The organism is Flavobacterium enshiense (assembly GCF_040750275.1).
GTDB lineage: Bacteria > Bacteroidota > Bacteroidia > Flavobacteriales > Flavobacteriaceae > Flavobacterium > Flavobacterium enshiense_B.
In genome coordinates, this window is the sequence record NZ_JBDOCV010000005.1 from 392097 (window position 1) to 418069 (window position 25973).

Sequence of the window (25973 nt, forward strand, 5' to 3'; positions counted from 1 at the left end):
TTTATGAAAAAGAAAGACATTAAGATTTTATTGGTTGATGATGAGCAGGATATCCTGGAAATTGTAGGATATAACCTGTCTCAGGAAGGTTACCAGATTGTAACCGCGAGTAATGGAAGAGAGGCCATTGCTAAAGCAAAAAAAGAAGTACCGCATTTAATTATCATGGACGTGATGATGCCGGAAATGGATGGGATGGAAGCCTGCGAAAACATCCGTAGAATCCCGGAGCTGGCGAATGTGATTATTACCTTTTTAACGGCAAGAAGCGAGGATTATTCTCAAGTAGCCGGTTTTGATGCCGGTGCTGATGATTATATCGCCAAACCGATTAAACCCAAAGTATTGGTGAGTAAAGTAAAAGCGCTGCTTCGTCGATTAAAAGAAGATGAAAAAGGTGGTGATGTGTTGCGAATCGGTGATATTGAAATTAACCGTGAGGAATACAAAATTATCAACAACGGAGAAGAAATCGTTTTGCCAAGAAAAGAATTCGAATTGTTTTACCTATTGGCTTCCAAACCCGGAAAAGTATTCAAACGCGAAGAAATTTTGGATAAAGTATGGGGTAATGAAGTGGTTGTGGGTGGAAGAACTATCGACGTGCACATTAGGAAATTAAGAGAAAAAATCGGTGACGATTTATTTAAAACCATCAAAGGTGTAGGCTATAAGCTGGAGCTGTAAATGAGCATAAATTTTAAGAAGTCATATAAATTTGCGATAAAATCATCGTTCTACATTAGCTTGTTTGCAACAGGGTTGGTAGGGATTTTGCTGTATCTTTTTTATGAAATTAACTATTCATTCATAGGGTTGTTCGGTTTGACAACCCTTTCCTTTTCTTTTTTTGTATTGCAGTACCGTGTGGAGAAATTCATTTACAAACGGGTGAAAAAAATCTACGACGATGTTTCCCTTTTGGATTCCACCACTTTAAGGAGTCAGCCTATTACTACCGATATGGCCACCTTAACACGTGAAGTGCAGAAATTTGCCACCGATAAGAAAATCGAAATCGAAACCCTGAAAATCCGCGAAGAATACCGAAGAGAATTTTTGGGTAATGTGTCTCACGAATTGAAAACCCCGCTGTTTACCGTTCAGGGTTATCTTTCCACCTTATTGGATGGTGCGATGAAAGATAAAACGTTGTTGAAAAAATACCTGCAACGAGCAGAGAAAGGTGTCGAAAGGTTAATATATATCGTGAAGGATCTGGATATGATCACCAAGCTGGAAACCGGTGATTTAAATCTGGAGGTTTCGGAATTCAACATCATTGAAGTGGTGCAGAATGTGTTTGATTTATTGGAAATGAAAGCCGATGAAAAAAACATCCTACTCATGTTCGACCGCAAGCATCCAAAACCGGTTCTGGTGCGTGGCGATTATGAGAAAATCGAGCAGGTGCTCATTAACCTGATTATGAATTCCATTAAATACGGGAAACAAAACGGCAGTACGGAGGTAAGTGTGGAAGATCTGGTAAATAATAAGGTAATTGTACGCGTAACCGACAACGGTGAGGGGATTCAAAAGCATCACATTCCGCGTTTGTTCGAGCGTTTCTTCCGCGTAGATAAAAGCGGTGCGCGTTCCGAAGGTGGTTCCGGTTTGGGGTTGTCCATCGTGAAACACATCATTGAAGCCCATGACGAGCGTATTTATGTGGACAGTAAATATGGCTACGGTTCAGAGTTTTCGTTTACCTTGGAAAAAGCTAGTTAAAAATTCCGAAGAGTTCCTTCCAGGTTATTTGTTGGTTTCCAACGTCTTTTAAGCCTTTGTATAAGTCAGTTTTCAAAAGCTGATCGATTTTAAAATCATCTTGTTTACACGAAGGAACCATGCCTTTCTTTTTGAGTTTTTTAGCGAGATATTCCTGTTCGTATTGTCCTGGCGTAGGAATGAAAAACGCTTTTTTTCCTAATTTGGCCAAATCCATAATGGAAGTATAACCGGATCGGCACAGTACCATTTTACTTTGGTTGAATGCCAGTTCCAGTTCTTCGGAATTCATGAAATTGTAGCAGGTAATGTTAAATCGCTGATTGATTTTTTGTTCTTCTTCCACAACCCCGCGGATGAAAATAACATTGCCTTCGTAATTTTTCAGTTCCTCTTTTAACTTGTTTTCCAGTAGTGTTCGCTGTGGTTCCGGTCCGGAGAGAATAACCATTAAATCATACAGCTGTTCAATGTCCTTTTTTTTCATCCGGCTAATTGGGCCGATGTATTTTATATTGAAACAATCCTTGTTCATATGTCCTAATTTTCCGGAAAGGTTGGGTTTGTCTTGTACATCAGGAACCCAGCACTGATTGAATTTTTTAATAAAATGATGGTGGATTTTGGTTGTCAGCCATGAAGTATTTCCGGTCAATACATTTAATTGATGAGTAATGAATACCGAAGGAACTTTTTTGGAGTGTACACCCAATCGGTTGTCTGAAATAATGCAATCAATATTATGTTCTTTCAACCAATGATCGACTACTTTGCGCTCCTGTCGTACGGCGGTAAACATATTTGGAATCTGTTTAAAAAGTTTCCATTTGAAATTTTCCCCGTTTTGCGCGTATTCAATCTTATAGGAAGGAAGTTCCAATGCGGTAAGGTGCGGAAATTCTTTTTTTAACAATGCCAGTGCGACACCATCTGAAGCAATTACAGGCTCGAAATCATTATTTTCTAAGGCTTCTATAATCGGAATGCATCGTGTGGCATGACCTAAACCCCAATTTAAGGGTGCAACAAGAATTCTTTTTTTTGACATTTTTTTATGTTAATCCGTCTGAAATCAACTTAACTATTTCATAACCAATTTGTTTTGGTTAAATTTATATATTTGGCGCAAAATAATAAGTGCAAAGTAACGCTATTTTTATTGGTATATATTTCCTTAATTTTACCAAAAATTTAAATTAAGTTGTGGGAAGTAAAAATAAATTAAAAAGATTCAACGAAAACGCTACCTTTAATAATGTCTTTCAGCCAACAAGGGAAGAAGTGACAAGCGATGCATTTTCGATGAAAGGCAAATGGAATAAAGAGGTTTTTAAAAACAACCATCCATTGGTTTTGGAGTTAGGTTGCGGTAAAGGAGAATATTCTGTTGGTTTGGCAGAGCGTTATCCTGATAAAAATTTTATCGGAGTTGATATAAAAGGGGCACGATTTTGGAGGGGAGCTAAAACAGCTGTTGAAGGCGGAATGCACAACGTAGCTTTTTTACGTACCCAAATCGAATTGATTGAAAATTGTTTTGCAGAAGGCGAGGTAGATGAAATCTGGATTACCTTCCCAGACCCGCAAATCAAGTACAAGCGTACCAAGCACCGTTTAACGAATTCCGAATTTTTGCAGCGTTACAAAAAAATATTGAAGCACAACGGGATCATGAACCTGAAAACCGACAGTGAATTCATGCACGGTTATACGCTGGGATTGTTGCACGGGCAAGGGCATGAGGTAATTTATGCCAATCATAATGTGTATAAAAATGAAGGTTCTCCGGAAGTGGTTACGGCTATTCAAACGTTTTACGAAAGCCAATATTTAGAACAAAACAAAGCGATAACGTACATCCAGTTTAAAATAAAATAAATGAATTACTTTTTGCCGCTCATATTAGGATTTACGGCTGCTTCGGTTGGGGTAGCGCCTCCGGGTTTGCTTAATATGACGGCAGCTAAAGTAAGTGCCGTAGACGGTCGTAATCGGGCCATGATTTTTGCCTTAGGTGCCAGTGTGACCGTAATTTTTCAAACGTACATTGCGGTACTTTTTGCCAAATTCATCGACAGTAATCCGGATGTGGTTATTCTGTTACAGGAAATCGGATTGTTTATTTTCGCTGGCTTAACCGTTTATTTCTTCTGGTCTGGTAAAAAAACCAAAAAGCAAAAGGAGGAACTGAAAATGAAAAGCAAAACCAGCCGCTTTTTCTTAGGGATGCTTCTGTCTTTTTTAAATCTTTTACCGATACCGTATTACGTCTTTTTAAGTGTGTGGTTTTCACGAAAAGGATGGTTTTTCTTTAACCAATCCTATATATGGTTGTTTGTTTTGGGAACAGTGGTGGGTTCTTTCTTAATGTTTTACCTTTACATCTTATTTTTTAAGAAGAAAGAGGCTTCAGAACCTTCTTTTTTGATGAAAAACGGAAATTATATCATTGGAACCGTAACCGGGGTTATTTCCATTGTTACCCTTTTAAAGATTCTGAAAAGTTAAATGGCAGCTGATAATGCTAATTTTTTCGAGCGGGTTTACGATGTCGCCCGACAAATCCCCTACGGAAGAGTAACTTCATACGGTGCAATTGCTAAAGCTTTGGGTGCGGCTCGTTCTGCCCGAATGGTAGGCTGGGCTATGAATGCTTCTCATTTAAGAGAAGACATTCCGGCGCATCGCGTAGTGAACCGCAACGGAGTTTTAACCGGGAAGCACCATTTCGACGGTACGAATTTAATGCAACAATTACTGGAAAGCGAAGGGATTAAGGTGAAGAATAATCAGATTATTGATTTCGAGAAGCATTTTTGGCAGCCCGAGATTCAATTTTGACGAATATTTTCACAAAACTTTTGGCTTTTTTCCATCCTACATTTAAACTTTTCAAGTTATCTTTGCAATCGAGAATCAGTCTTAATAAAGATTTGATTCCTAAAGATTTAAGCATTCTCAAGTAAAATGAAATTAGACAGAAAAGAAATTCTTAGCGCTTTGGAATCCATTTCCATTGCCGGAGAAGGAAAAAATATGGTTGAAAGCGGTGCGGTACAAAACGTGATCACTTTCGGCGACGAAGTAGTAGTAGATTTGTTGTTAACCACACCGGCGCTTCACATTAAAAAACGCGCTGAGGTAGACATCATGAAAGTCATTCATGAAAAAATCTACGATAAAGCCAAAGTAAAAGTAAATATCAAGGTAGAAGCTCCGGAAAAACCACAAATCAAAGGAAAATCCATCCCGGGAATCAGCAACATTATCGCCGTTTCTTCTGGAAAAGGAGGAGTTGGAAAATCTACCATTACAGCAAACTTAGCCGTTACTTTAGCCAATATGGGCTTCAAAGTTGGGGTTTTGGATGCTGATATTTACGGGCCGTCCATGCCGATTATGTTCGACGTGGAAGGTGCAAAACCCATTTCAGTTGAGGTAGACGGAAAATCCAAAATGAAACCCATCACGGGTTATGGCGTGGAAATCCTATCCATCGGATTCTTTACCAGTCCGGATCAGGCCGTAATCTGGAGAGGGCCAATGGCTGCTAAAGCCTTAAACCAAATGATTTTTGATGCCGATTGGGGCGAACTGGATTTCATGTTGTTAGACTTGCCACCGGGAACGGGAGATATTCACCTATCCATCATGCAATCGTTGCCAATTACCGGAGCGGTTGTGGTAAGTACGCCGCAAGCTGTAGCGTTAGCCGATGCTAAAAAAGGGGTGGCGATGTTTCAGAACGAAAGCATCAACGTGCCGGTTTTGGGAATTATCGAGAACATGGCCTATTTCACACCGGAAGAATTACCAAACAACAAATATTATATCTTCGGACAAGAAGGTGCTAAAAATCTGGCAGCAGATTTAGATGTTCCTTTCTTGGGTGAAGTGCCAATCGTACAAAGCATCCGTGAAGCGGGAGATTACGGTCGTCCAGCAGCGTTACAGACTGCTACACCGGTTCAGGTGGCCTTTGAAACCTTAGCGAGAAGCGTAGTGGAAGAAACCGTGCGTCGTAACGATAACCTTCCACCGACCGAAGCAATTAAAATAACCACTATGGCGGGTTGTTCTGCCGTGAAAAAATAATCGGAAGTATATGAATACAGAAGAATTAAAGTCGACCATTGAAAAAGCGCTGGAAGAAATCCGTCCGTTTTTAAATTCCGACGGAGGCGACATCACTTTGGTAGACGTCGAAGAGGGCAAGCACGTAAAAGTGCGTTTGGAAGGCGCTTGTACGTCGTGCAAAATCAACCAAATGACCTTAAAAGCAGGTGTGGAAACCACCATTAAAAAGTACGCGCCACAAATCGAAACGGTGGTAAACGTAGCTTAATTTTTTTTGGGCGTGACCACAAGGGTCGGGCTGTACGCTATATCTTTTATTCTGCTTCGCGCCATAAAAGGATGCCGCTCCCATCCCTCACGCAAACCTGACATTAATCATGTTGGGTGAAATTACAACTCAGTAACTTTGTTACTCAGAAAATTTTAAACAATGATTGAAACAGATATACTCATCATCGGTGCAGGTCCTACGGGGCTTTTTGCCGTTTTTGAAGCCGGGCTTTTAAAACTGAAATGCCATATCATCGACGGTTTGCCACAACCGGGCGGACAGTTAACCGAATTGTATCCCAAAAAACCCATTTTCGATATTCCAGGGTTTCCATCGGTTTTAGCAGGTGATTTGGTTACGAATTTAATGGAGCAAATCAAACAGTTTCAGCCAGGGTTTACCTTGGGAGAAGTGGCTGAAACCATTCAGAAATTAGAAGACGAAACCTTCATCGTTACCACCAATAAAGGAACGGAGCACAAAGCCAAAGCGGTTGCTATTGCAGGCGGTTTAGGAAGTTTCGAACCCCGTAAACCCATTTTGAAAGATTTGGAATTTTACGAGCAGGAAGACCGAGGCGTGGACTATTTCGTAAAAGACCCTGAAAAATACCGTGGCAAACGCGTAGTGATTTCCGGTGGTGGCGATTCGGCGCTGGATTGGAGTATTTTTCTTTCCAATGTAGCTTCTGAAGTGACGTTGGTTCACCGAAGAAACGAATTCCGTGGCGCATTGGATTCTGTAGAGAAAGTTCAGGAACTCAAGCATGCTGGAAAAATTAAATTGATAACCCCTGCTGAGGTGGTTGGATTTAAAGGGTCCGAGCGCATTGAATCGGTAGATATCGAAGTAAACGGTGCCCGCATGAACGTAGCTACGGATTATTTTATCCCGCTTTTCGGGTTAACACCAAAATTAGGGCCAATTGCACACTGGGGCTTGGAAATTGAGAAAAATGCCATCGTAGTAAACAACGCTTTGGATTATCAAACCAACATCGAAGGGATTTATGCCATTGGTGATGTGAATACCTATCCGGGCAAACTGAAACTGATTTTGTGTGGTTTTCACGAGGCGACTTTAATGTGCCAATCGGTTTACAACAAATTGAACCCAGGAAAAAAATACGTATTGAAATACACGACAGTTTCCGGAATTGACGGTTTTGACGGAACCCGAAAAGAAGCGGAAAAAGCCGTAGTAAAAGCAATTGATTAAACATGTCACAAGACGTTACCATAAAAATAATCGACCGGGACGGAGTCGCCCATGAAGTACAGGCGCCCACCGACATGAACATGAACATCATGGAATTGGTTCGTGCTTACGAATTAGCTCCGGAAGGAACTATCGGCATTTGCGGTGGTATGGCTATGTGTGCTTCTTGCCAATGTTATGTTTTAAACGAAGTGGAGCTGCCGGAAAAAAATCCGGATGAGGAAGCCATGCTTTGGGAAGCCTTCAACGTAAAAGAAAACAGCCGGTTAGGGTGTCAGATACACATCACACCGGAAATAAATGGTCTGGAAGTGGAACTGGCTCCGGAATCCTAATAAGTCAAGCGAAGATTTTTCTTCGCTTTTTTTGTAACAAAATTTTAACACCTCCGTATAAGTTGATATAAAGCACTTATAGCATTAATGATTTTACCTTCGTATTCTCCCGGTTTACACATTTTACTTACTTTGGAAACGGAAAGTCTTTCAAAATTGACCGACAGCCATTCTTTCATAGCTAAAACCGATTCCGTTTTGGAAAAATTCGGATTGGAAAAAGTAGGGGACATTACACACGATTTTGAAAACGACAGTTTTACAGTGGCTTTTTGTTTGAAAGAGTCCCATATTTGCGTGCATACCTGGCCGGAATACAAGCAATTAACCTTAGATGTGTATTTGTGCAATTATCTTCAGGACAATACGGAAAAGGTAAAAGCCATTGCTCAGGAATACATTGGGTATTTTGAAGCGAAAGTGATTAAAGAATTTGAAATTTACCGTTAAGATGAAAGTACCTTGTTATCAGTGCGACACTACTACAGAGGTAGCGGTAACTTTTGAAGTGAAAAACTTCGTCTGCCCGAATTGTCAATCCCTTTACGAAAATCATAACGGCGGTTTACGTTTTGATCGTAAGTTTAGTCATAAAAAGATTTTTGATACACTTAAAGTCGGTCAATCTGGAGTACTTCGCGGGAAAAAGTATACCGTAGTAGGTCTGCTTATTAAAAAAGTGTATCGGATTTATTTTTGGAGAGAGTACACTCTTCAGGATGAACAAGGTAATTTTATTTACCTGTCCGAAACCGACGGGCATTGGATTATACTGAAAGAAGCTGAAGAGCAATATGAAGTAAGCGGCAGTCCCAAACAAATAAAGCACAACGGAATGCAGTTGAACTTGTATGAGGCAACCCATTCGGAAATTGTAACGGCTCAGGGCTATTTTGATTTTGAACTTCCTAAAGGAAATATCTGGATGGCCGAATTCATCAATCCGCCGTATATATTATCTGTGGAAGACATTCCCGGTTCCAATGGAACTTATTTTGGCGAACACATCTCCCGAAGTGAAATTAAAAAAGCATTTCCAAACACACCACTTCCACACAAATCGGGAGTAGGGATAGTGCAACCGTTCCTGTTTCCGTTGAAGCATACGATTATGGTATTTTGTGTGGTGGCCATAGTAATGTTGATTTCGCATTTGTTTATTTATGCGAATCAAAAGCAAACGGATATATTAAGAGAAAGCCTCACTTTTACCGCGAGTAATAATAAAGAGATCGTCAGTAAATCGTTTGAATTACAAGGCGGTTCGGCTCCGATGACCATAAGCGTTTCTTCTAATGTTGACAATTCCTGGGCAAATGTTCAGGTGGCTTTGGTGAATGAAAATACAGGCGAAGAACGCTATGCCAGCAAAGACATCGAGTACTATCATGGGTATACCGATGGGGAAAACTGGACCGAAGGCAGCACCGGAGAAGAATTCAATATTTGTGGCGTACCAAAAGGCCGGTACCACGTCGCGATAACACCGCAAAAAGCCCCTGAAGATTTTATGAACGACAGGATATCGGTTCAGGTGGTCTGGAATGCGTCCTCGATGCGCAATGTCTGGATGGTGGTTCTTTTTATGGGGGTACTATCGGTAGGGTTGTATTTTTTAAACGTCTATTTTGAACAACAACGTTGGGCAGACAGCGATAATTCACCTTTTAATCAATAAAACATGGATCAGGTACGACAGTTTATCAGGCAAAATAAATTCGGGTTGGCATTGGCTGTGTTTTTCTACGGCATTTTTCTCTACTATACCTTTTCGGGCAATCGGATTTGCGATTGTGAATCCACGGAAAATTACAAACCGACGGCTTCCTCAAGAGGTACGGTTACTCGTTTCTATCATAAATAACATTCAAAAAATATAGATTATGGATATTTCATTTGCACCCATTTTTAATTCGGTTCTTTTTTCGGTAATAGGTTTTGCTATTTTGTTGCTGGCTTATTTTGTCATAGAAAAACTAACTCCGGAAAGCACCTGGAAAGAAATCTCTCAAAAGAACAATGTTGCGGTAGCGATCGTTTTCGCGGCGTTCATTATTGGGATTTCTATGATTATCAGCGCGGCGATTCATGGGTAATCGTTTTTTTAAATTCGAATACCTTCTCTTACTGGCTGTTTTTACCATTGCCACCTGCGGGCTGATTTACGAATTGGTTGCGGGAACTTTGGCCAGTTATTTGTTGGGGGATTCGGTAAAACAGTTTTCGTTTATTATTGGAGTGTACCTCTTTTCGATGGGGGTTGGCTCTTATTTTTCAAAATTTCTCAGACGAAACCTGCTCAATACTTTTGTGGAAATCGAAATTTTAGTCGGTTTGATAGGAGGACTGAGTTCGGTCATTCTGTTTTTGTTGTTTGAAAGTATCGGTTATTTTCAGTTCATTCTTTATTTTCTGGTGTTTGTTACCGGATGCTTGGTCGGGTTGGAAATTCCGTTGCTGATGAACATTCTGAAAGATCGGGTGAAATTCCGCGATTTGGTTTCCAACGTTTTTACCTTTGATTATATCGGTGCCTTATTAGCATCGATATTGTTTCCGTTGGTTTTGGTACCGCAATTGGGCGTGATGCGAACGTCCTTGTTTTTTGGGATGATTAATGTTGGTATTGCCATAGTGCTGTGTTTCCTGCTTAGTCGGGAATTGCGCAAACCATTTCTTCTGAAAGCAAAAGCTATCGCTTCGTTCCTGATTTTGTTGCTGACGTTTATTTTTTCCGAAAGCATCTTATCGTATTCGGAATCGAAATTGTATGGTGAAAACATTGTATACACCCATTCCACACCGTATCAGCGCATCGTTTTAACGCATAATAAAAGTGATTATCGACTATATCTGAACAATAATTTACAGTTCAGTTCCGCAGACGAATACCGCTATCATGAAGCATTAGTGCATCCAGTAATGGCGGCCGCTTCAAAAGTTGAAAGTGTGTTGGTGCTCGGCGGTGGCGATGGTCTGGCCGTACGGGAAATCCTGAAGTACAAGGATGTAAAAAAAATCACTTTGGTCGATTTGGACGAAGGCATGACCCGGCTTTTCAAAACCAATAAAATATTAACCGATTTCAATAAAAGTTCGTTGCTTAATCCTAAAGTAAAAGTATACAATCAGGATGCTTATATCTGGGTAAAAGACGCAAAAGAAAAATTTGACGTGGTGATAATCGACTTTCCTGATCCTTCAAACTATAGTCTCGGAAAATTGTATTCCCTTAATTTTTACAGGACGCTGCAAAATGTCCTGACGCCGCAAAGTATGATCGTGGTCCAAACTACGTCGCCTTATTTTGCCCCTAAATCTTTCTGGTGCATCAATAAAACCATAGGCGAAGTGTTTCCGAAAACCGATGCTTTTCATGCCTACGTGCCTTCCTTTGGAGAATGGGGATTTACCATTGCCGCCAATGCACCTTCCGACGATTTTACAAAAGCCCGTCGTAAAGTAAGCGGTTTACGGTTTTACAATTATCAGTTTGATAAACTCAATTATTTCACCGGCGATATGGTCTCCAAAGGCATAGAAATCAATCGTTTGGATAATCAGATTTTAGTACGCTATTTCGATGAAGAATGGGGAAAACTATAACGCAGGGCGCAGGCGGTTTTTAAAAGGAATAGCTGTTTCTGGATTCTTGCTTCCGTTGCTGCATTCCTGTAAAGAAAAAGCACTTTCGTTGGTCTTCCGGCTTACGGGAACCCATCATGTTTTAGGACATCGGCTCTGGATTAAAAATTTCCCGAAACCTTCTCAAGAAATAACAATCCCTTATTTGATAGTTGGAGGAGGTATTTCAGGGCTTAGTGCAGCAAGAGCATTTGTCCAGAGAGGTATTACCGATTTTTTGTTGGTGGAAATGGAAAATCACCTAGGCGGAAATTCCTCAAACGGGGAAAATCAGCATTCCAAGTTTCCATTGGGTGCACATTATTTACCGTTGCCGAATTTTTCAGATAAAGAATTACTACGCTTTTTAGAAGAAGAAAAGATTATCACGGGTTATAGCAGGAAAGGTTATCCTGTTTTTGATGAAACGCAACTTACGTTTTCGCCACAGGAACGCTTGTTTTATAAGAATTACTGGCAGGAAGGGTTGGTGCCGAAATACGGGAATACTGCAAAAGAAGAAGCTGAATTTGCTGCTTTTTTTGCTAAAATGGATGGTTTTCGAAGGGCTAAAGATGAAAGCGGTGCGTTTTATTTCGATATTCCGCTTGCAAAGTCATCCGACAAAAAAGAAGTTCGGGAGTTGGACAAATTATCCATGAAGCAATGGCTTGTGCAAAATGATTTGTCTTGTGCGCCGCTTTTGGATTACGTCGATTATTGCTGTCGTGATGATTTTGGTTTGGGCATCGATTCGGTTTCCGCTTGGGCAGGCATTCATTATTTTGCCGGAAGAAAGCACGATTCGACCGAACAGACAGGAGAAAACGTGTTGACCTGGCCCGAAGGCAATGCGCGTCTGGCGACACATCTGAAGAAATATACCGAAAAGAAATCCTTAAAGAATCATTTGGTTTATGAGGTGAAAACGGAAAAAGACAAGGTGATTGTTACCGTTTTTGATGAGAAAACCAATACTTCCAAAACCATTATTGCCGATAAAGTGATTATGGCTACACCGCAGTTTGTGAACCAATACCTTTTAAAAGATCGGAAAGATTTCACTAAAAATTTCCATTATGCGCCTTGGATGTTGGCCACTTTAACGGTAAACGAATTAACCGATAACAGCAGTTATCCTTTGTGTTGGGACAATGTGATTTACGGTTCGAAGGGGTTGGGGTATATTTACGACCAGCATCAGTCGGTAGGGCAATTGCAGGCCAAAAAAGTAATTACGTATTATTACAGTTTTTCCGATTCTGATATTAAAAAGAGTCGAAAGTTTCTGTACAAGCAATCCAAAGCGTATTGGAAACAATTGGTTTTTAACGATTTAAAAATTGCACATCCTAATATTGAAGCACAAACGGAAGCCATTCAGGTACATCTTTTAGGACATGGAATGATTAGTCCGGTGCCCGGGTTTCTTTTTGGAAAGGATAAAATGGAAGCCGGTAAATCTGTTGATGGTAAGATTTTCTTTGCCCACACCGATTTGTCGGGAATTTCTATTTTTGAAGAAGCCTTTCATCAGGGAATTAACGCCGTAAACGAAATACTTAAATGACACAACCTTGGATACATAAAGCTAAAACAGACAGTTTATTTATTCTGTTGCCTTCTTTTTTTGTGTTGGCAATCGTTTTGTTGTTTCCGGATTGGCTGGAAAGGGTTGAGGCGTCTTATTCGTTTTATTCCTGGTTGATCCTGATCGTTTTTATTGATGTGGCGCATGTGTATTCGACTTTGTTCAAAACGTATTTTAACCGGAGAGAATTTGCCAAAAGAAAGAATTTGTATTTAGGATTACCATTGCTTTGTTTTTTGATAGGGATGGTGCTTTTTTCTTTAGGAAGCAAGGTCTTTTGGTCGGTATTGGCCTATGTGGCGGTCTTTCATTTCATCCGTCAGCAGTATGGTTTTATGCGGTTGTATGCACGAAAGGAATCCAAAGAAAAAGGGAGCCGGGCTTTTGACAATATCGTGATTTATGCAGCCACCGGGTATCCGATGCTCTACTGGTTTTTGTCTTCACCCAGACAATTCAACTGGTTTATGCCGGATGAGTTTTTTCGCTATGAAAGTGAGGAATGGCTCAAAGTTTTTGGGATTTTGTACGTGATGATTCTGTTTGTTTATCTGGTGCGGACCCTTTACACTTCCTTTAAAAATAAGTTTTTTAACATTCCGAAAAATTCAATTATTCTTGGAACTGCCGCATCTTGGTATTTTGGGATTGTTTATTACGACAACGACCTTGTTTTTACTTTGCTCAATGTGGTTTCGCACGGTGTTCCGTATATGGCTTTGATTTATTTTAAAGAAATAGAAAGCAGGGTAGAAAATGAGCAAAATTTTTTTTCCTACTTCAGAAATTATAAAGGCGTAATGTTGTTTTTAGCCTTGTTGATTGGTATTGCTTTTTTTGAGGAATATTTGTGGGAAATTCTGGTTTGGAACGAACATTTTTCCATGACCGCTTTTGATGTTTCGAATTGGCATATTTTTTTGGTTCCGTTGTTAACGGTTCCGCAATTCACGCATTATTTGTTGGATGGGTTCATTTGGAAATCGAAATAAAAATCCCGAAACATTTTCGGGATTTTGTTTATTAAGTGGTGGCTAAATGCTTCTCGTTAATGTGTTCTTCGATGGCATCCCATAAACCAATTCTTTTTTCTAAGGCCTGGATGGAAACGGCTTCTACTTCTTTCCATTTGTGGTTGTCTTCACCACATAATTCCGTAATCATCTGCATCGCCATCGGTCCGTGATCGTCAGCATCTAATTCGATGTGTCTTTCAAAATAATAGATCAGTTTCGATAAATCAACCTCCGGGAAATTCGCTTTGAAATTTTTAAGGATTTCAGTAAACATCTCCGGAATCAAGTCTTCTCTTCCAAAGGTAAATGCGGCTGCTATTTCATGTGGTTTTCCCTGCTCAATCACGCGGAAGGTAAAGTCTAAGAAGTCTTTAATCTTCGGATGTAAATCGCTGATTCGAATCGATACGAAAATGTTCTGCATGGCAATTACACTTTCCAAAAACACATTCACATTTTCGGTATTGGCACCGCAGGCTTCCATTGCTTCCAGGTACATTTCAAAGTGGCTTTGTCTTTTGCCGTCCAAGGTAATGTCGGATTCTTCCGCCAATACAATTTCGTTGATTAAATACCGCATTTCCGGATTTGCCGAGGCGAACCAAGGGGTGGTAGTGCATGTGAGTTTCATTTGCAAAGCCTTAAGCAATGACATGAAATCCCAAACAGCATATACATGGCCTTCTAAAAAATGACGTAAATCGTCAATGTTTTGAATTTGAGCGTACAAAGGATGATTCAGTAACTGATTTTTCTGCTCCTGAATTGACTTGTTGATGGACTGAATATTCATGGGGGCTTTTTGTTTTATATACGAAAAAAAAAGTGTTGTTCGGATTTGTTTTCGTTTCACAAAAATATAAAAGCTTCCCGTTTTAAAGAAGCTTTTAACATTGATTTTATTGATGCTGTTATAATTACATGACGTCATCGGCTGTTGGGCCATACATTCCCGGTACTTTTGCGCCAACAGCTCTTAAGTAAGCGGTCATTTGTCCTCTGTGGTGTATGGTATGGTTCATGACAAACATACGGTAAACCGAAATTTTGGGCATGGTAAAATAGATAAGATCTCCTTTTCTCATGGTCCAGTTTTCCTGCAGGGTTTCATTGCTTACTTCTGTCATTAATTTTAAGGCTTCATTGATGTTTTTGTCAAAAAAAGCTAAAAGATCGTTAACGGTGCGATGATTAGGAACAACATAGTGGAACGTTGCAAAATCGAGTTCAGAATGTAAAAATGTCGCTGGAATCCAAGTTGGAATTTCTGCAATATGATTTGCTAATTCAGAAAGACTCATGGCTTTTTCATTTGACCTGTAATCAAAATGCTCCTCTGGAAGTGCAGCCAATAATTTTCTGGTGTTTTCTGTTTCATGAAGGAATTCCGGAAGTAAAAATTCGTTTAGTTTCATAATGTGTAAAATTTAGTTGTCAGAGGTTACATATGGCACAGCTTTTTTATTTATTGCGTTTATTTTACAAACTATGCTTTTTTATTTGTATTTGATGATTTGTAATTGATTGCAATAAGCTTGTTGTTGACAAGACGACTTTATAAGAAATGTTTTATTCAAATATACTAAAAATAAAAAGAGAGCCTGTATTAGACTCTCTTTTAGTATTGTTGAAAAAAAACTATTATTTGAATGCAGAGAAACCTGTAACATCCATACCTGTGATTAGCAAGTGGATATCGTGTGTTCCTTCGTAGGTGATTACAGACTCTAAGTTCATCATATGTCTCATGATTGAATATTCTCCGGTAATACCCATACCTCCTAACATCTGACGCGCTTCACGAGCAATTTCTACAGCCATGTTCACGTTGTTTCTTTTCGCCATGGAAATTTGAGCCGAAGTTGCTCTGCCCTCGTTTCTCAATACACCTAATCTCCAAGTTAACAATTGTGCTTTAGTGATTTCGGTAATCATTTCGGCTAATTTTTTCTGTTGCAATTGTGTCGCTCCGATGGGTTTGTCAAACTGGATTCTTTCTTTAGAATATCTTAAAGCAGTGTCATAACAGTCCATAGCGGCACCGATAGCGCCCCATGCGATTCCGTAACGTGCAGAATCCAAACATCCTAGTGGTGCTCCCAATCCTGATTTGTTAGGTAATAGGTTTTCTTTCGGCACTTTTACGTTGTCGAAAATAAGTTCTCCGGTAGCTGAAGCTCTCAAAGACCATTTGTTGTGGGTTTCCGGTGTAGAGAAACCTTCCATACCTCTTTCTACGATTAAACCGTGAATTCTTCCGGTTTCATCTTTTGCCCACACTACAGCGATGTCGGCAAAAGGCGCGTTGGAAATCCACATTTTGGCGCCGTTTAATAAATAATGGTCGCCCATATCTTTAAAATTAGTTACCATACCACCTGGGTTGGAACCGTAATCCGGCTCGGTCAAACCAAAACAGCCAATCCATTCTCCGGTAGCCAATTTTGGTAAATATTTCATTCGTTGCTCTTCATTTCCGTATTTCCAGATAGGGTACATTACCAAAGAAGATTGTACCGATGAAGTAGAACGAACTCCAGAATCACCACGCTCGATTTCCTGCATGATTAATCCGTAAGAAATTTGGTCTAAACCAGCACCACCATATTCTACTGGAATATAAGGACCAAAACCGCCAATTTCTCCCAAACCTTTTACAATTTGTTTTGGAAATTCAGCTTTTTGAGCATATTCTTCAATTATAGGGGATACTTCTTTTTTTACCCATGCACGGGCAGCATCACGTACTAATTTATGTTCTTCTGTAAGTAAATCGTCTAACAGATAGTAATCAGGAGATTGAAATAAATCTGGTTTCATTGTTGTTTGTTATTTTGGTACACAAAAGTACATAAAGAAATTTAACTATTCAATCTGTGATAGTTATAATTTCAAGTAAAAAAATAAATGGGTTAATGGCTGTAATTCAAGGATTACATTTTTAAATAAAAATCCTTAGTCAATGTAATATATTCCGGCGTGTACTGATGACGTGCGGTTTCAATAACCAATTCATCCGTCAAAGGTGTTTGCTCAATTCGGCAAAAAGCCAATAAACTGCGCTTGATTTCAGTAGTAGGTGTGCCTTTTACGCGAGTGATTTTTAGAGGAAATAAGCCTCTTTCTGCACAAAGCGCAATCAGTTTTTCTTCCTCTTTATAAGGGATAATCAAAGAAAAGACACCGTGATCCGATAAGAAAAAATCAGCGGCTTCCACCAATTCTTCAAAAGGTAAGGAATTCTCAAAACGAGCATTGTCCCTTTGATTGTCGCCGGATTTGTACTCATCGGTATAAAATGGAGGGTTGGATACAATCAAATCGAATTCTTCATCCACTTCGTCTACAAATTCATCTAAACCAGCGTGGTAACAATACAAACGGTCGTTCCAGGGGGAGTTTTCGAAATTTTCGGTGGCTTGTTCGTAAGCGTCGTCATCAATTTCAATAGCATCGATTTGTTCTGCATTGCTGCGTTGTGCTAACATTAGTGCAATTAAACCCGTGCCGGCTCCAATGTCTAAAATATTGAAAGGGTTGTTGATAAGTGGTGTCCAAGCACCTAATAAAACGCCATCAGTACCCACTTTCATGGCGCAACGATCTTGTTGAATGGAGAATTGTTTAAACTGAAATGTCATTGGAAGTTATCCAAGATAAAGGTCTACTAGTCCTTCAGGGGTTTTTAAAACCACTTTTTTGTTGGTGCGGTCAATCTCCACAATAAAGTCATCAATCATCGGAATCAGGATTTCCGTGTCGTCTTTCATGATTTCGAAAAGCGGTTGAGCAGTAGAATCGTTAATGGAAACGATTTTGCCGATTTTGCCCAAACGTACATCTTCCACGTCAAAACCAATTACCTCGTGGAAATAGAATTTTTTGCCTTCCAGTTTTGGCAGCATGGTTAATGGGAGATAGACTTCGCTTCCCAGAATTCGGTCGGCGTCTTCTTCGTTGTCTACTTCTTCAAACTTAACTCGTAGGAAGTCGCCTTTGTGAAGTGCACTTTTTTCAATAAAAAATGGAACCAGATTTTTGCCGAATTCGACAAAAACTGATTCCATATCTTCATACATTTCGGGTTCGTCTGTGTCCAAATAGATCAGAACTTCTCCCTTAAAACTAAATTTCTTCGCGATTTTACCTAAATAGAAACAATCCTCTTTACGCATGGAACCGCTATAAAATTAAGCTTGAGTTTCTTCGTTGTTCTCCTCAACAGCCGGAGCTTCTTCCGTTGTAGCTTCTGCTACTTCTTCTGTAGTCTCTTCTTCTGTAGCTTCAGCAGCTTTTAAAGCCTCAGCCTGAGCAGCGATACGTTTTTCGTTAGCAGCTTTTTCAGCTTTTAAAGCCTCAGCTTTAACATCCGCTTTCGATTTTGCTAAACCGTCTTTTTTGGCATCTACTTTACCAGCTTTAGCCTCTAACCAAGCCGCTAATTTAGCTTCAGCTTGCTCAGCAGTTAAAGCACCTTTGCGAACGCCACCTTCTAAGTGGTGTTTTAATAAAGCACCTTTGTAAGAAAGGATAGCTCTTGCAGTGTCAGTAGGCTGAGCACCGTTGAATAACCATGTAACTGCTTTATCAAGGTTTAAGTCGATAGTTGCAGGGTTAGTGTTTGGATTGTAAGTTCCGATTTTCTCTAAGAATCTACCATCTCTTTTCGCGCGAGCATCTGCTGCTACGATCCAGTAAAAAGGTTTCCCTTTTTTACCATGTCTTTGTAATCTGATTTTTACTGACATAATCTTTAATGATTAATTTGAGGTTCTCGACCTCGGTTATTTAAGGGTGCAAAGATATAAAAGTTTAGTATACAAAATAATTAATTAATGAAAAATATGTTTTATATACAACAAATATTTTGAAAACAAAAAGCTTAATAATGAGTGATTTAGAAATTAAATGCATTACCTTTACCAAAATTTTTAAAATAATTATATGAATATTTTTGTTGGGAGTCTTCCGTTTTCAATCGACGAGGCAGATTTAAGAGAGTCTTTCGAGGCTTATGGTGCTGTAAATTCAGTTAAAATTATTACTGATAAATTTACAGGAAGAAGTAAAGGTTTTGGTTTCGTAGAGATGGAAAATGATGAGGAAGCTCAGAAAGCAATTGACGAATTAAACGGTGCAACTGTTGGTGGTCGTGCGATTGTAGTTAACAAATCCGAGCCGAAACCGGAAGGTGAAAGAAGAAGTTTCAATAACAACCGTTCAGGCGGAGGTTACGGAAACAACCGCGGTGGTGGTAACTACGGTGGTGGAAATAATAGAGGAGGAAGATACTAAGCCTTATTTTATATTCTTACAAAACCATCTCAAACCGAGGTGGTTTTTTGTTTTTTATAGTTTTTGGAGCGACCCGAGCGATAGCGAATTGGCGAAGCAAAGGTTCGGGTTTTTTTGGAGGTCTTGTTCCTGTCTTCGCCTTTAGTCCCGATAAATCGGGAGCTACCGGCTCAACCGGGGCTAAAAGATAAAGGTTTTGCATGTTTGTTAATAACTAAAATTGACAATTGCTTTTTGAAAACGTATTTTTGTTTTCGTCTAAAACCGGTTTGTGGTTTTAAGCTTACAATCTAAATATCAGCCTAATGTATTTAATTTTCGATACCGAAACCACCGGATTACCGCGCAGCTGGTCGGCACCCATTACCGATACGGACAACTGGCCGCGTTGTATCCAGATTGCCTGGCAGTTACACGACGAGCTGGGAAATCTTGTTGAGCATCAGGATTATTTGGTCAAACCGGAAGGTTTCAATATTCCCTACGATGCTGAGCGAATCCATGGTATTTCCACAGAATTGGCTATGGAGCAGGGAATTTCGTTATTGGAGGTACTCGAAAAGTTCAATATTGCCTTGTCGAAGGCCAAATACATCGTAGGTCAGAACGTAGGGTTCGACGTGAACATCATGGGGTGTGAATTCCACCGTATGAACGTCGGTTCCGACATGGTAAAAATGCCTGTTTTAGATACTTGTACCGAAACCACCGCAGAGCTTTTAAAATTACCCGGAGGTCGCGGAGGAAGATACAAACTCCCAACGCTAACCGAGCTACACCAATACCTTTTCGGAGAGCCTTTCGCCGAAGCCCACAACGCAACGGCCGACGTAGAAGCCACCACCCGCTGTTTTTTAGAATTAATCAAACGCGAGGTTTTTACCAAAGAAGAACTCGATGTAACCGAAGACTATTACGACCGTTTCCGCGAGAACAATCCGCAGGAAATTCAGCTGATTGGCTTAAAGCACATCAACCTGAAAAAAGCGTCGGATGAAATTCGAGCGCGTTTAAAACAGATTCAGCAGGAAGAAGTTACCACAACCATTTCCGAAGAAGACAAGAAAGATTTAGAGCATGCGGCCTTTGCCCATCTTCACAATCATACCCAGTTTTCGGTGTTGCAGTCGACCATTGCCGTTAATGACTTGGTGAATGCGGCCGTAAAAAACAGGATGCCGGCCGTAGCCATGACGGATATCGGAAACATGATGGGCGCCTTTCATTTTGTAAGTGCGGTTTTCAATCATAACAAAGGAGCGGAAGCCAAAAATAAAGCGGCAGAAGAAAACGGAGAACAACCCTCCGAAACTGTTGTAAAACCTATAGTTGGCTGCACCTTCAACATTTGCGAGGACCATAAAGACAAATCCAAAAAAGACAACGGCTATCAGGTTGTTTTTCTGGCCAAAAATAAAAAAGGCTATCATAATTTGGCTAAAATGGCGTCCATTGCCTATACAGAAGGTTTTTATTATGTGCCGCGAATTAACCGTTCGGTAGTCGAACAATATAAAGAAGACATTATTGTTTTGTCGGGGAACCTGTATGGGGAAATCCCGAGCAAGATCTTAAATATCGGTGAAAATCAGGCGGAAGAAGCACTGGTCTGGTGGAAATCCCAATTTGGTGCCGATTTCTACATCGAAGTGATGCGCCACAATCAGGAAGACGAAAACCGCGTAAACCAAACCCTGATCGCTTTCGCCCGCAAGCACAACGTAAAACTGATCGCCACCAACAATACCTATTATGTAGCCAAAGAAGATGCCAACGCCCACGATATTTTATTGTGTGTGAAGGACGGGGAAAAGCAGGCTACGCCAATCGGTCGCGGTCGCGGCTATCGTTACGGGATGCCGAATCAGGAATACTATTTCAAGTCGGAAGCGGAGATGAAAAAAATCTTCGCCGATTTACCCGAAGCGATCATCAATATTCAGGAAATCATTGATAAAGTGGAAGCCTATTCGTTGTACCGCGACGTATTGCTTCCGAAATTCGATATTCCCGATGAGTTTAAAGTAGAAGAAGATAAAGCCGATGGCGGTGTACGAGGTGAAAATGCTTATTTACGCCATTTAACCTACAGCGGAGCTGAAAAACGCTATCCCGAAATAACGGAAGATATTCGGGAACGTTTGGATTTTGAATTACTTACGATTTCCAATTCGGGGTATCCGGGTTACTTTTTGATCGTACAGGATTTTATTGCCGAAGCAAGAAAAATGGGCGTTTCTGTTGGCCCCGGTCGTGGTTCGGCAGCAGGTTCAGCCGTAGCCTACTGTTTAGGAATTACCAACATCGACCCGATTAAATACGACTTGCTTTTTGAGCGTTTCCTAAATCCGGATCGTGTGTCGATGCCCGATATCGATATCGATTTCGATGATGAAGGCCGTGGTTTGGTAATGGATTACGTAATCAACAAATACGGTGCGAATCAGGTGGCGCAGATCATTACGTATGGTAAAATGGCGACCAAATCCGCGATTCGTGATACGGCGCGTGTACTGGATTTACCGCTATTTGAAGCTGACCGGATTGCCAAACTGATTCCGGGAATGATGCCGTCCAAATGGAACTTGGCGCGTTTTCTGGCGGAAGATGAAAGTGAAGTCAAAAAAGCTTTGAAATCGTCTGAAGAATTCGACCGTGTTAAAGAATTGATAGCGATTGCTGGCGAAGAAGATTTGGCCGGAGAAACCATTCAACAGGCAAAAATGTTGGAAGGTTCGTTGCGAAATACCGGAATTCACGCTTGTGGGGTAATCATCACGCCAGACGATATTACGAATTTCGTTCCTGTAACCACTGCAAAAGATTCCGATTTGTACGTAACGCAGTTCGACAACTCGGTAGCGGAAAGTGCCGGACTTTTAAAAATGGACTTCTTGGGGTTAAAGACTTTGACCCTAATTAAAGATACCGTCAAATTGGTGAAATACCGCACCGGAATCCAGCTCGATCCGGATACCTTCCCGATTGACGATGAAAAAACATACGAGCTGTTCCAAAGAGGGGAAACCGTCGGGATTTTCCAGTACGAGTCGCCCGGGATGCAGAAATACATGAAAGAGCTGAAACCGACGGTTTTCGGAGATTTGATTGCGATGAACGCCTTATATCGTCCGGGACCGTTGGAGTACATTCCGTCGTTCGTCCGTAGAAAAAACGGTGAAGAACCCATCACCTACGATTTGGATGCGAATGAAGAATATCTTGCCGAAACCTATGGAATTACCGTATACCAGGAACAGGTAATGCTTTTGTCGCAGAAGCTGGCGAACTTTTCCAAAGGTGATGCCGACGTTTTGCGTAAAGCAATGGGTAAAAAACAGAAAGATGTCTTAGATAAAATGAAATCCAAATTCATCGATCAGGCGATGGCCAACGGACACGATGAAAAGAAACTCGATAAGATCTGGACCGACTGGGAAGCGTTTGCGAGTTACGCCTTCAACAAATCCCACTCGACCTGTTATGCCTGGATCGCGTATCAAACCGCCTATCTGAAAGCGCATTACCCTGCGGAATATATGGCGGCGGTGCTTTCCAACAACATGAACGACATCAAACAGGTTTCGTTCTTTATGGAAGAATGTAAACGCATGGGCTTAGAGGTTTTAGGTCCGGACGTAAACGAATCGTTCTATAAATTTACGGTAAACGAAAACTATGCGGTCCGTTTTGGAATGGGCGCGATCAAAGGGGTAGGAGAAGGTGCGGTTAAAACCATCGTCGATACCCGAAAAGACGGAAAATACAAATCCATCTTCGATTTGGCCAAACGCATCGATTTGCGCGCCGCTAATAAAAAAGCCTTTGAAAATTTGGCATTGGCTGGTGGTTTTGATTGTTTTGAAAACACGCACCGTGCACAATATTTCCATCACGATGGCGACAATGTGACTTTTTTGGAAAAGGCGATGCGCTACGGGTCGAAAACACAGGAAAACGAAAACTCCTCGCAGGTGAGTTTGTTTGGCGATGCTTCGGAAGTACAAATTCCGGAACCAACCGTGCCGCCTTGTGAGGAATGGTTCACGATGGAGAAGCTGGCAAAAGAGAAAGAAGTAGTAGGGATTTATATTTCCGGACACCCTTTGGACGATTATAAATTCGAGATGAAATATTTCTGCCCGACGCGTTTGGATGCTTTAAAAGATTTGAATCCATTTGTTGGGAAAAATATAGCCGTTGGTGGTATCGTAACGAACGTGCAGCATAGGGTTGCTAAAAACGGTAAAGGTTGGGCGACTTTCAATTTGGAAGGCTACGACGAAAGTTACGAGTTCCGGATTTTCGACGAAGAATACTTGCGTTTCCGTCATTACTTAGGACAGAACCACTTTGTCTACATTCGATTGAACGTGAAGGAAGGCTGGACGAATAAGGAAACCGGAAAAAAATCTGATCCGCGTTTACAGTTTATGGATGTGTTGCAATTGCAGGACGTGTTGCCGAAATTTGGTAAAAAATTGATTTTGATGTTCTCCATTAACGAATTGCGCGATCAATTGATTATGGAGCTGAATGAGCTGTTCAAAGCCAATGCCGGGGAAGCTTCGGTTACCTTTGAAGTAATGGAACTCGAGCGCGTGAAAACCATTGTTGAGGTTCCGGTGGTGAGCGAAATGAACGATTCGGACGAGGTGGGTGACGGCGAGGAAAGTATGGATGAGGTGGAACTAACCGTGCCGGAAGAAAAAGAAGAAATCCGTATCGTGACCAAACTCAGCATGCCGAGCCGAAAGTTAAAAGTGGGCATTTCCAATGCGGTTTTAACGGAATTGGAACGCTTGCAGGTGAATTTTAAACTCAATTAAAGTGCAAAACCCCTAGCCCTGATGGAAGCGGAAATCCTTTTGGTTCTTTCTTTAAGAAGCAAAAGATTGCAACGTACAGCAGGAAAAAGCTTCGTATAAAAAATAGTAATGACACGATAATCAAAACTGATTTTTAAACGGTTTGGGATTCAAAATAAAGTTCTATTTTTGTTCAACAATTTTAAACAACATTAAAATGGCATTAGCAATTACAGATGCTACTTTTGACGAAGTAGTATTAAAATCAGATAAACCGGTATTAGTGGATTTTTGGGCAGCTTGGTGTGGACCGTGTCGTATGGTAGCGCCAATTATCGACCAAATCAGTGAAGAATATGCTGGTAAAGCCGTAATCGGTAAAGTAGATGTAGATGCAAACCAAGAGTTTGCGGCAAAATACGGAGTGCGTAACATTCCTACAGTATTAGTGTTCCAAAACGGAGAAGTGGTTGGAAGACAAGTAGGTGTAGCTCCTAAAAATACGTATACTGAGGCTATCGACGCTTTACTATAATCTTAGGAAAAGTGTTCACAATATAAGGTTCGGCGAAAGTCGGGCCTTTTTTGTTTTTGGAGCGAAGGGTTCGGGTGTTTTTGTAAGCCTTATTCCTGCTTTCCGCGCTACACGGTAGCTTGCTCCAATCAGGGCTAAAAAGGAAGCCATTTTTTCTTCTGTAAAAATCATTTTCAAAGTATCTCATTTTCAAATTTTCAAATTATCTTTGAGAGATGAACTTAGAGAATCAAATCGCTAAAATATCCAGTTTTCAGCACCTTGAATTGTTGGCCAACCAAATTGTGGAAGGCTTTATTTCCGGGATGCACAAATCGCCGTTTCATGGTTTTTCTGCAGAATTTGCCGAACACAAAATCTACAATGCGGGCGAAAGTACCAAACACATCGACTGGAAACTCTTTGCCAAAACCGATCGTTTGTACACCAAACGTTTCGAGGAAGAAACCAATTTGCGTTGTCATTTGATTATCGATAATTCATCTTCCATGCATTATCCGAAATTAAGCGACGGACAGTTCTTTTACGAGAATAAAATCGGTTTTTCGGTATTGGCTTCGGCGGTTTTGATGAATTTATTAAAAAAACAACGCGATGCTGTCGGTTTGAGCGTGTATTCGGATTCTTATGAATATTATGCGCCGGAAAAAGGCAGTGAACGCCATCATAGAATGTTGTTGAATCAGTTGGAAGGAATTTTGCAAACACCAAAAGAAACCAAAACCACCGACACCATTACCTATCTGCATCATATTGCCGAGAAACTACACCGTCGTTCCATGGTGATTTTGTTTACCGATATGTTTCAGGGTGAAGATGATGAGCGTTTGTTTAAGGCGTTACAGCATTTAAAGCACAACAAGCATAAAGTGGTGTTGTTTCATGTGATTGATAAAAAGACGGAGTTCCGTTTCGATTTTGATAATGCTCCACGAAAATTTATTGATTTGGAAACAGGTGAGCAGGTTAATCTTTTTGCTGAAAACGTAAAAAAGGAGTATGAAAAACTGGTGGAAGCGTATTTTGAAAAAGTTGCCAATACCTGTTCGCAATATAAAATTAAGTATGTTCCGGTTTCGGTAGATGAAAAATTTGAAAAAATTTTAATGACTTATCTGATTGAAAAACAGAGGTTTGGGTAAAATTGAAATGTTAAAATATAAAAACTGATAAAAAAACATTTGCAGGATTTAAAAAGGGTTGTATATTTGCATCCGCAATAAAGCACTGGTTTGGTAGTTCAGTTGGTTAGAATACATGCCTGTCACGCATGGGGTCGCGGGTTCGAGTCCCGTCCAGACCGCCAGTAAAAGAGGAAGCCTTTCGATACAAAGAAAGGCTTTTTTGCCCTCTTAAGATATTTAAAATTAGTTGTGTTGTTTAGGTACGAAAGTACCAGGTTTAGTAGTTAGACCAATGAAAAGCTTTCCATTTTTGGAAGGCTTTTTTGATTTTGACATCAATTGGTTTTA

27 protein-coding genes and 1 tRNA gene are annotated in these 25973 nt (G+C 40.5%); 21 read left to right on the forward strand and 7 right to left on the reverse strand.

Annotated elements, in window-relative coordinates; genetic code table 11:
- Positions 1-3: 3 nt before the first annotated feature.
- Positions 4-687 (forward strand): response regulator transcription factor, encoded by a 684-nt coding sequence (locus tag ABGT15_RS10965; protein WP_367231470.1) that lies wholly within the window; start codon positions 4-6, stop codon positions 685-687.
- Entirely contained in the window at positions 688-1731 is a 1044-nt protein-coding gene (locus ABGT15_RS10970) for a sensor histidine kinase (RefSeq protein WP_367231471.1), read from the forward strand.
- On the opposite strand, the gene ABGT15_RS10975 is transcribed toward ABGT15_RS10970, so the two are convergent.
- The gene (locus ABGT15_RS10975; protein ID WP_367231472.1) at positions 1724-2779 is read right to left on the reverse strand and encodes a glycosyltransferase; all 1056 of its coding nucleotides are present in this window, start codon (positions 2777-2779) and stop codon (positions 1724-1726) included. The two genes, ABGT15_RS10970 and ABGT15_RS10975, sit on opposite strands and share 8 nt — an antisense overlap.
- A gap of 155 nt (positions 2780-2934) precedes the next feature.
- Here ABGT15_RS10975 and trmB point away from each other — a divergent pair, with 155 nt between their 5' ends.
- The 14 genes from trmB to ABGT15_RS11045 all read left to right on the forward strand — a co-directional run bounded on the left by trmB (position 2935) and on the right by ABGT15_RS11045 (position 13839).
- On the forward strand, positions 2935-3609 hold the full coding sequence (gene trmB, locus ABGT15_RS10980; protein WP_367231473.1) for a tRNA (guanosine(46)-N7)-methyltransferase TrmB: 675 nt from the start codon (positions 2935-2937) through the stop codon (positions 3607-3609).
- Positions 3610-4239 carry a LysE family transporter gene (locus tag ABGT15_RS10985; protein ID WP_367231474.1) on the forward strand — a complete coding sequence of 210 codons (630 nt, stop codon included), beginning with the start codon at positions 3610-3612 and terminating at the stop codon, positions 4237-4239.
- The gene (locus tag ABGT15_RS10990; RefSeq protein WP_367231475.1) at positions 4240-4572 is read left to right on the forward strand and encodes an MGMT family protein; all 333 of its coding nucleotides are present in this window, start codon (positions 4240-4242) and stop codon (positions 4570-4572) included.
- A 126-nt stretch (positions 4573-4698) separates the two neighbouring features.
- Positions 4699-5826 carry a P-loop NTPase gene (locus ABGT15_RS10995; RefSeq protein WP_367231476.1) on the forward strand — a complete coding sequence of 376 codons (1128 nt, stop codon included), beginning with the start codon at positions 4699-4701 and terminating at the stop codon, positions 5824-5826.
- 10 nt (positions 5827-5836) lie between these two features.
- The gene (locus ABGT15_RS11000; protein ID WP_367231477.1) at positions 5837-6076 is read left to right on the forward strand and encodes a NifU family protein; all 240 of its coding nucleotides are present in this window, start codon (positions 5837-5839) and stop codon (positions 6074-6076) included.
- 162 nt (positions 6077-6238) lie between these two features.
- Entirely contained in the window at positions 6239-7297 is a 1059-nt protein-coding gene (locus ABGT15_RS11005) for an NAD(P)/FAD-dependent oxidoreductase (protein ID WP_367231478.1), read from the forward strand.
- 2 nt (positions 7298-7299) lie between these two features.
- On the forward strand, positions 7300-7632 hold the full coding sequence (locus ABGT15_RS11010; protein WP_367231479.1) for a ferredoxin: 333 nt from the start codon (positions 7300-7302) through the stop codon (positions 7630-7632).
- 87 nt (positions 7633-7719) lie between these two features.
- Positions 7720-8082, forward strand: coding sequence for an S-adenosylmethionine decarboxylase family protein (locus ABGT15_RS11015; RefSeq protein ID WP_367231480.1), 363 nt, complete (start codon positions 7720-7722; stop codon positions 8080-8082).
- A 1-nt stretch (position 8083) separates the two neighbouring features.
- Positions 8084-9310, forward strand: coding sequence for a DUF4178 domain-containing protein (locus ABGT15_RS11020; protein ID WP_367231481.1), 1227 nt, complete (start codon positions 8084-8086; stop codon positions 9308-9310).
- A gap of 3 nt (positions 9311-9313) precedes the next feature.
- A complete protein-coding gene (locus ABGT15_RS11025) occupies positions 9314-9496 on the forward strand; it encodes a hypothetical protein (RefSeq protein ID WP_367231482.1) in 183 nt (60 codons plus the stop codon).
- A 19-nt stretch (positions 9497-9515) separates the two neighbouring features.
- Positions 9516-9728, forward strand: coding sequence for a DUF350 domain-containing protein (locus tag ABGT15_RS11030; RefSeq protein WP_367231483.1), 213 nt, complete (start codon positions 9516-9518; stop codon positions 9726-9728).
- Positions 9721-11238 carry a polyamine aminopropyltransferase gene (locus ABGT15_RS11035; RefSeq protein ID WP_367231484.1) on the forward strand — a complete coding sequence of 506 codons (1518 nt, stop codon included), beginning with the start codon at positions 9721-9723 and terminating at the stop codon, positions 11236-11238. The genes ABGT15_RS11030 and ABGT15_RS11035 overlap by 8 nt, the downstream gene beginning before the upstream one ends.
- Complete coding sequence (locus ABGT15_RS11040) at positions 11216-12826, forward strand: NAD(P)/FAD-dependent oxidoreductase (RefSeq protein ID WP_367231485.1); 1611 nt, start codon at positions 11216-11218, stop codon at positions 12824-12826. Before ABGT15_RS11035 ends, ABGT15_RS11040 begins: the two co-directional genes overlap by 23 nt.
- Positions 12823-13839 (forward strand): hypothetical protein, encoded by a 1017-nt coding sequence (locus ABGT15_RS11045; protein ID WP_367231486.1) that lies wholly within the window; start codon positions 12823-12825, stop codon positions 13837-13839. Before ABGT15_RS11040 ends, ABGT15_RS11045 begins: the two co-directional genes overlap by 4 nt.
- A gap of 31 nt (positions 13840-13870) precedes the next feature.
- On the opposite strand, the gene ABGT15_RS11050 is transcribed toward ABGT15_RS11045, so the two are convergent.
- The 6 genes from ABGT15_RS11050 to ABGT15_RS11075 form a co-directional block, all read right to left on the reverse strand.
- Complete coding sequence (locus tag ABGT15_RS11050; protein WP_367231487.1) at positions 13871-14656, reverse strand: DUF3050 domain-containing protein; 786 nt, start codon at positions 14654-14656, stop codon at positions 13871-13873.
- A gap of 124 nt (positions 14657-14780) precedes the next feature.
- Entirely contained in the window at positions 14781-15278 is a 498-nt protein-coding gene (locus ABGT15_RS11055; protein WP_367231488.1) for a DinB family protein, read from the reverse strand.
- A 226-nt stretch (positions 15279-15504) separates the two neighbouring features.
- Complete coding sequence (locus ABGT15_RS11060) at positions 15505-16683, reverse strand: acyl-CoA dehydrogenase family protein (RefSeq protein ID WP_367231489.1); 1179 nt, start codon at positions 16681-16683, stop codon at positions 15505-15507.
- 113 nt (positions 16684-16796) lie between these two features.
- Positions 16797-17504, reverse strand: a complete 708-nt coding sequence (locus ABGT15_RS11065; protein WP_367231490.1) for a tRNA1(Val) (adenine(37)-N6)-methyltransferase — start codon at positions 17502-17504, stop codon at positions 16797-16799.
- A gap of 6 nt (positions 17505-17510) precedes the next feature.
- Positions 17511-18038 (reverse strand): ribosome maturation factor RimM, encoded by a 528-nt coding sequence (gene rimM / locus ABGT15_RS11070; RefSeq protein WP_367231491.1) that lies wholly within the window; start codon positions 18036-18038, stop codon positions 17511-17513.
- A gap of 15 nt (positions 18039-18053) precedes the next feature.
- Positions 18054-18611, reverse strand: a complete 558-nt coding sequence (locus tag ABGT15_RS11075; protein ID WP_367231492.1) for a 30S ribosomal protein S16 — start codon at positions 18609-18611, stop codon at positions 18054-18056.
- A gap of 196 nt (positions 18612-18807) precedes the next feature.
- On the opposite strand from ABGT15_RS11075, the gene ABGT15_RS11080 reads away from it, so the two are divergent.
- The 5 genes from ABGT15_RS11080 (at position 18808) to ABGT15_RS11100 (ending at position 25807) form a co-directional block, all read left to right on the forward strand.
- A complete protein-coding gene (locus ABGT15_RS11080; protein WP_367231493.1) occupies positions 18808-19158 on the forward strand; it encodes an RNA recognition motif domain-containing protein in 351 nt (116 codons plus the stop codon).
- Positions 19159-19463: 305 nt separating this feature from the next.
- Positions 19464-23987: a DNA polymerase III subunit alpha gene (dnaE, locus tag ABGT15_RS11085; RefSeq protein WP_367231494.1), complete on the forward strand. Its 4524-nt coding sequence runs from the start codon at positions 19464-19466 to the stop codon at positions 23985-23987.
- Positions 23988-24183: 196 nt separating this feature from the next.
- Positions 24184-24501 carry a thioredoxin gene (gene trxA, locus ABGT15_RS11090; RefSeq protein ID WP_023569337.1) on the forward strand — a complete coding sequence of 106 codons (318 nt, stop codon included), beginning with the start codon at positions 24184-24186 and terminating at the stop codon, positions 24499-24501.
- A gap of 215 nt (positions 24502-24716) precedes the next feature.
- Positions 24717-25643, forward strand: a complete 927-nt coding sequence (locus tag ABGT15_RS11095; protein WP_367231495.1) for a DUF58 domain-containing protein — start codon at positions 24717-24719, stop codon at positions 25641-25643.
- 87 nt (positions 25644-25730) lie between these two features.
- Positions 25731-25807, forward strand: a tRNA-Asp gene (locus tag ABGT15_RS11100).
- The last annotated feature ends 166 nt before the right edge of the window (positions 25808-25973 follow it).

Excerpts from the sequence above, each read along its gene's own strand:
- ABGT15_RS10965 (WP_367231470.1), top strand. The coding sequence starts at position 4 with ATGAAAAAGAAAGACATTAAGATTTTATTGGTTGATGATGAGCAGGAT.
- ABGT15_RS10970 (WP_367231471.1), top strand. The coding sequence starts at position 688 with ATGAGCATAAATTTTAAGAAGTCATATAAATTTGCGATAAAATCATCG.
- ABGT15_RS10975 (WP_367231472.1), bottom strand. The coding sequence starts at position 2,779 with ATGTCAAAAAAAAGAATTCTTGTTGCACCCTTAAATTGGGGTTTAGGT.
- ABGT15_RS10985 (WP_367231474.1), top strand. The coding sequence starts at position 3,610 with ATGAATTACTTTTTGCCGCTCATATTAGGATTTACGGCTGCTTCGGTT.
- ABGT15_RS10990 (WP_367231475.1), top strand. The coding sequence starts at position 4,240 with ATGGCAGCTGATAATGCTAATTTTTTCGAGCGGGTTTACGATGTCGCC.
- ABGT15_RS10995 (WP_367231476.1), top strand. The coding sequence starts at position 4,699 with ATGAAATTAGACAGAAAAGAAATTCTTAGCGCTTTGGAATCCATTTCC.
- ABGT15_RS11000 (WP_367231477.1), top strand. The coding sequence starts at position 5,837 with ATGAATACAGAAGAATTAAAGTCGACCATTGAAAAAGCGCTGGAAGAA.
- ABGT15_RS11005 (WP_367231478.1), top strand. The coding sequence starts at position 6,239 with ATGATTGAAACAGATATACTCATCATCGGTGCAGGTCCTACGGGGCTT.
- ABGT15_RS11010 (WP_367231479.1), top strand. The coding sequence starts at position 7,300 with ATGTCACAAGACGTTACCATAAAAATAATCGACCGGGACGGAGTCGCC.
- ABGT15_RS11015 (WP_367231480.1), top strand. The coding sequence starts at position 7,720 with ATGATTTTACCTTCGTATTCTCCCGGTTTACACATTTTACTTACTTTG.
- ABGT15_RS11020 (WP_367231481.1), top strand. The coding sequence starts at position 8,084 with ATGAAAGTACCTTGTTATCAGTGCGACACTACTACAGAGGTAGCGGTA.
- ABGT15_RS11025 (WP_367231482.1), top strand. The coding sequence starts at position 9,314 with ATGGATCAGGTACGACAGTTTATCAGGCAAAATAAATTCGGGTTGGCA.
- ABGT15_RS11030 (WP_367231483.1), top strand. The coding sequence starts at position 9,516 with ATGGATATTTCATTTGCACCCATTTTTAATTCGGTTCTTTTTTCGGTA.
- ABGT15_RS11035 (WP_367231484.1), top strand. The coding sequence starts at position 9,721 with ATGGGTAATCGTTTTTTTAAATTCGAATACCTTCTCTTACTGGCTGTT.
- ABGT15_RS11040 (WP_367231485.1), top strand. The coding sequence starts at position 11,216 with ATGAAGAATGGGGAAAACTATAACGCAGGGCGCAGGCGGTTTTTAAAA.
- ABGT15_RS11045 (WP_367231486.1), top strand. The coding sequence starts at position 12,823 with ATGACACAACCTTGGATACATAAAGCTAAAACAGACAGTTTATTTATT.
- ABGT15_RS11050 (WP_367231487.1), bottom strand. The coding sequence starts at position 14,656 with ATGAATATTCAGTCCATCAACAAGTCAATTCAGGAGCAGAAAAATCAG.
- ABGT15_RS11055 (WP_367231488.1), bottom strand. The coding sequence starts at position 15,278 with ATGAAACTAAACGAATTTTTACTTCCGGAATTCCTTCATGAAACAGAA.
- ABGT15_RS11060 (WP_367231489.1), bottom strand. The coding sequence starts at position 16,683 with ATGAAACCAGATTTATTTCAATCTCCTGATTACTATCTGTTAGACGAT.
- ABGT15_RS11065 (WP_367231490.1), bottom strand. The coding sequence starts at position 17,504 with ATGACATTTCAGTTTAAACAATTCTCCATTCAACAAGATCGTTGCGCC.
- rimM (WP_367231491.1), bottom strand. The coding sequence starts at position 18,038 with ATGCGTAAAGAGGATTGTTTCTATTTAGGTAAAATCGCGAAGAAATTT.
- ABGT15_RS11075 (WP_367231492.1), bottom strand. The coding sequence starts at position 18,611 with ATGTCAGTAAAAATCAGATTACAAAGACATGGTAAAAAAGGGAAACCT.
- ABGT15_RS11080 (WP_367231493.1), top strand. The coding sequence starts at position 18,808 with ATGAATATTTTTGTTGGGAGTCTTCCGTTTTCAATCGACGAGGCAGAT.
- dnaE (WP_367231494.1), top strand. The coding sequence starts at position 19,464 with ATGTATTTAATTTTCGATACCGAAACCACCGGATTACCGCGCAGCTGG.
- trxA (WP_023569337.1), top strand. The coding sequence starts at position 24,184 with ATGGCATTAGCAATTACAGATGCTACTTTTGACGAAGTAGTATTAAAA.
- ABGT15_RS11095 (WP_367231495.1), top strand. The coding sequence starts at position 24,717 with ATGAACTTAGAGAATCAAATCGCTAAAATATCCAGTTTTCAGCACCTT.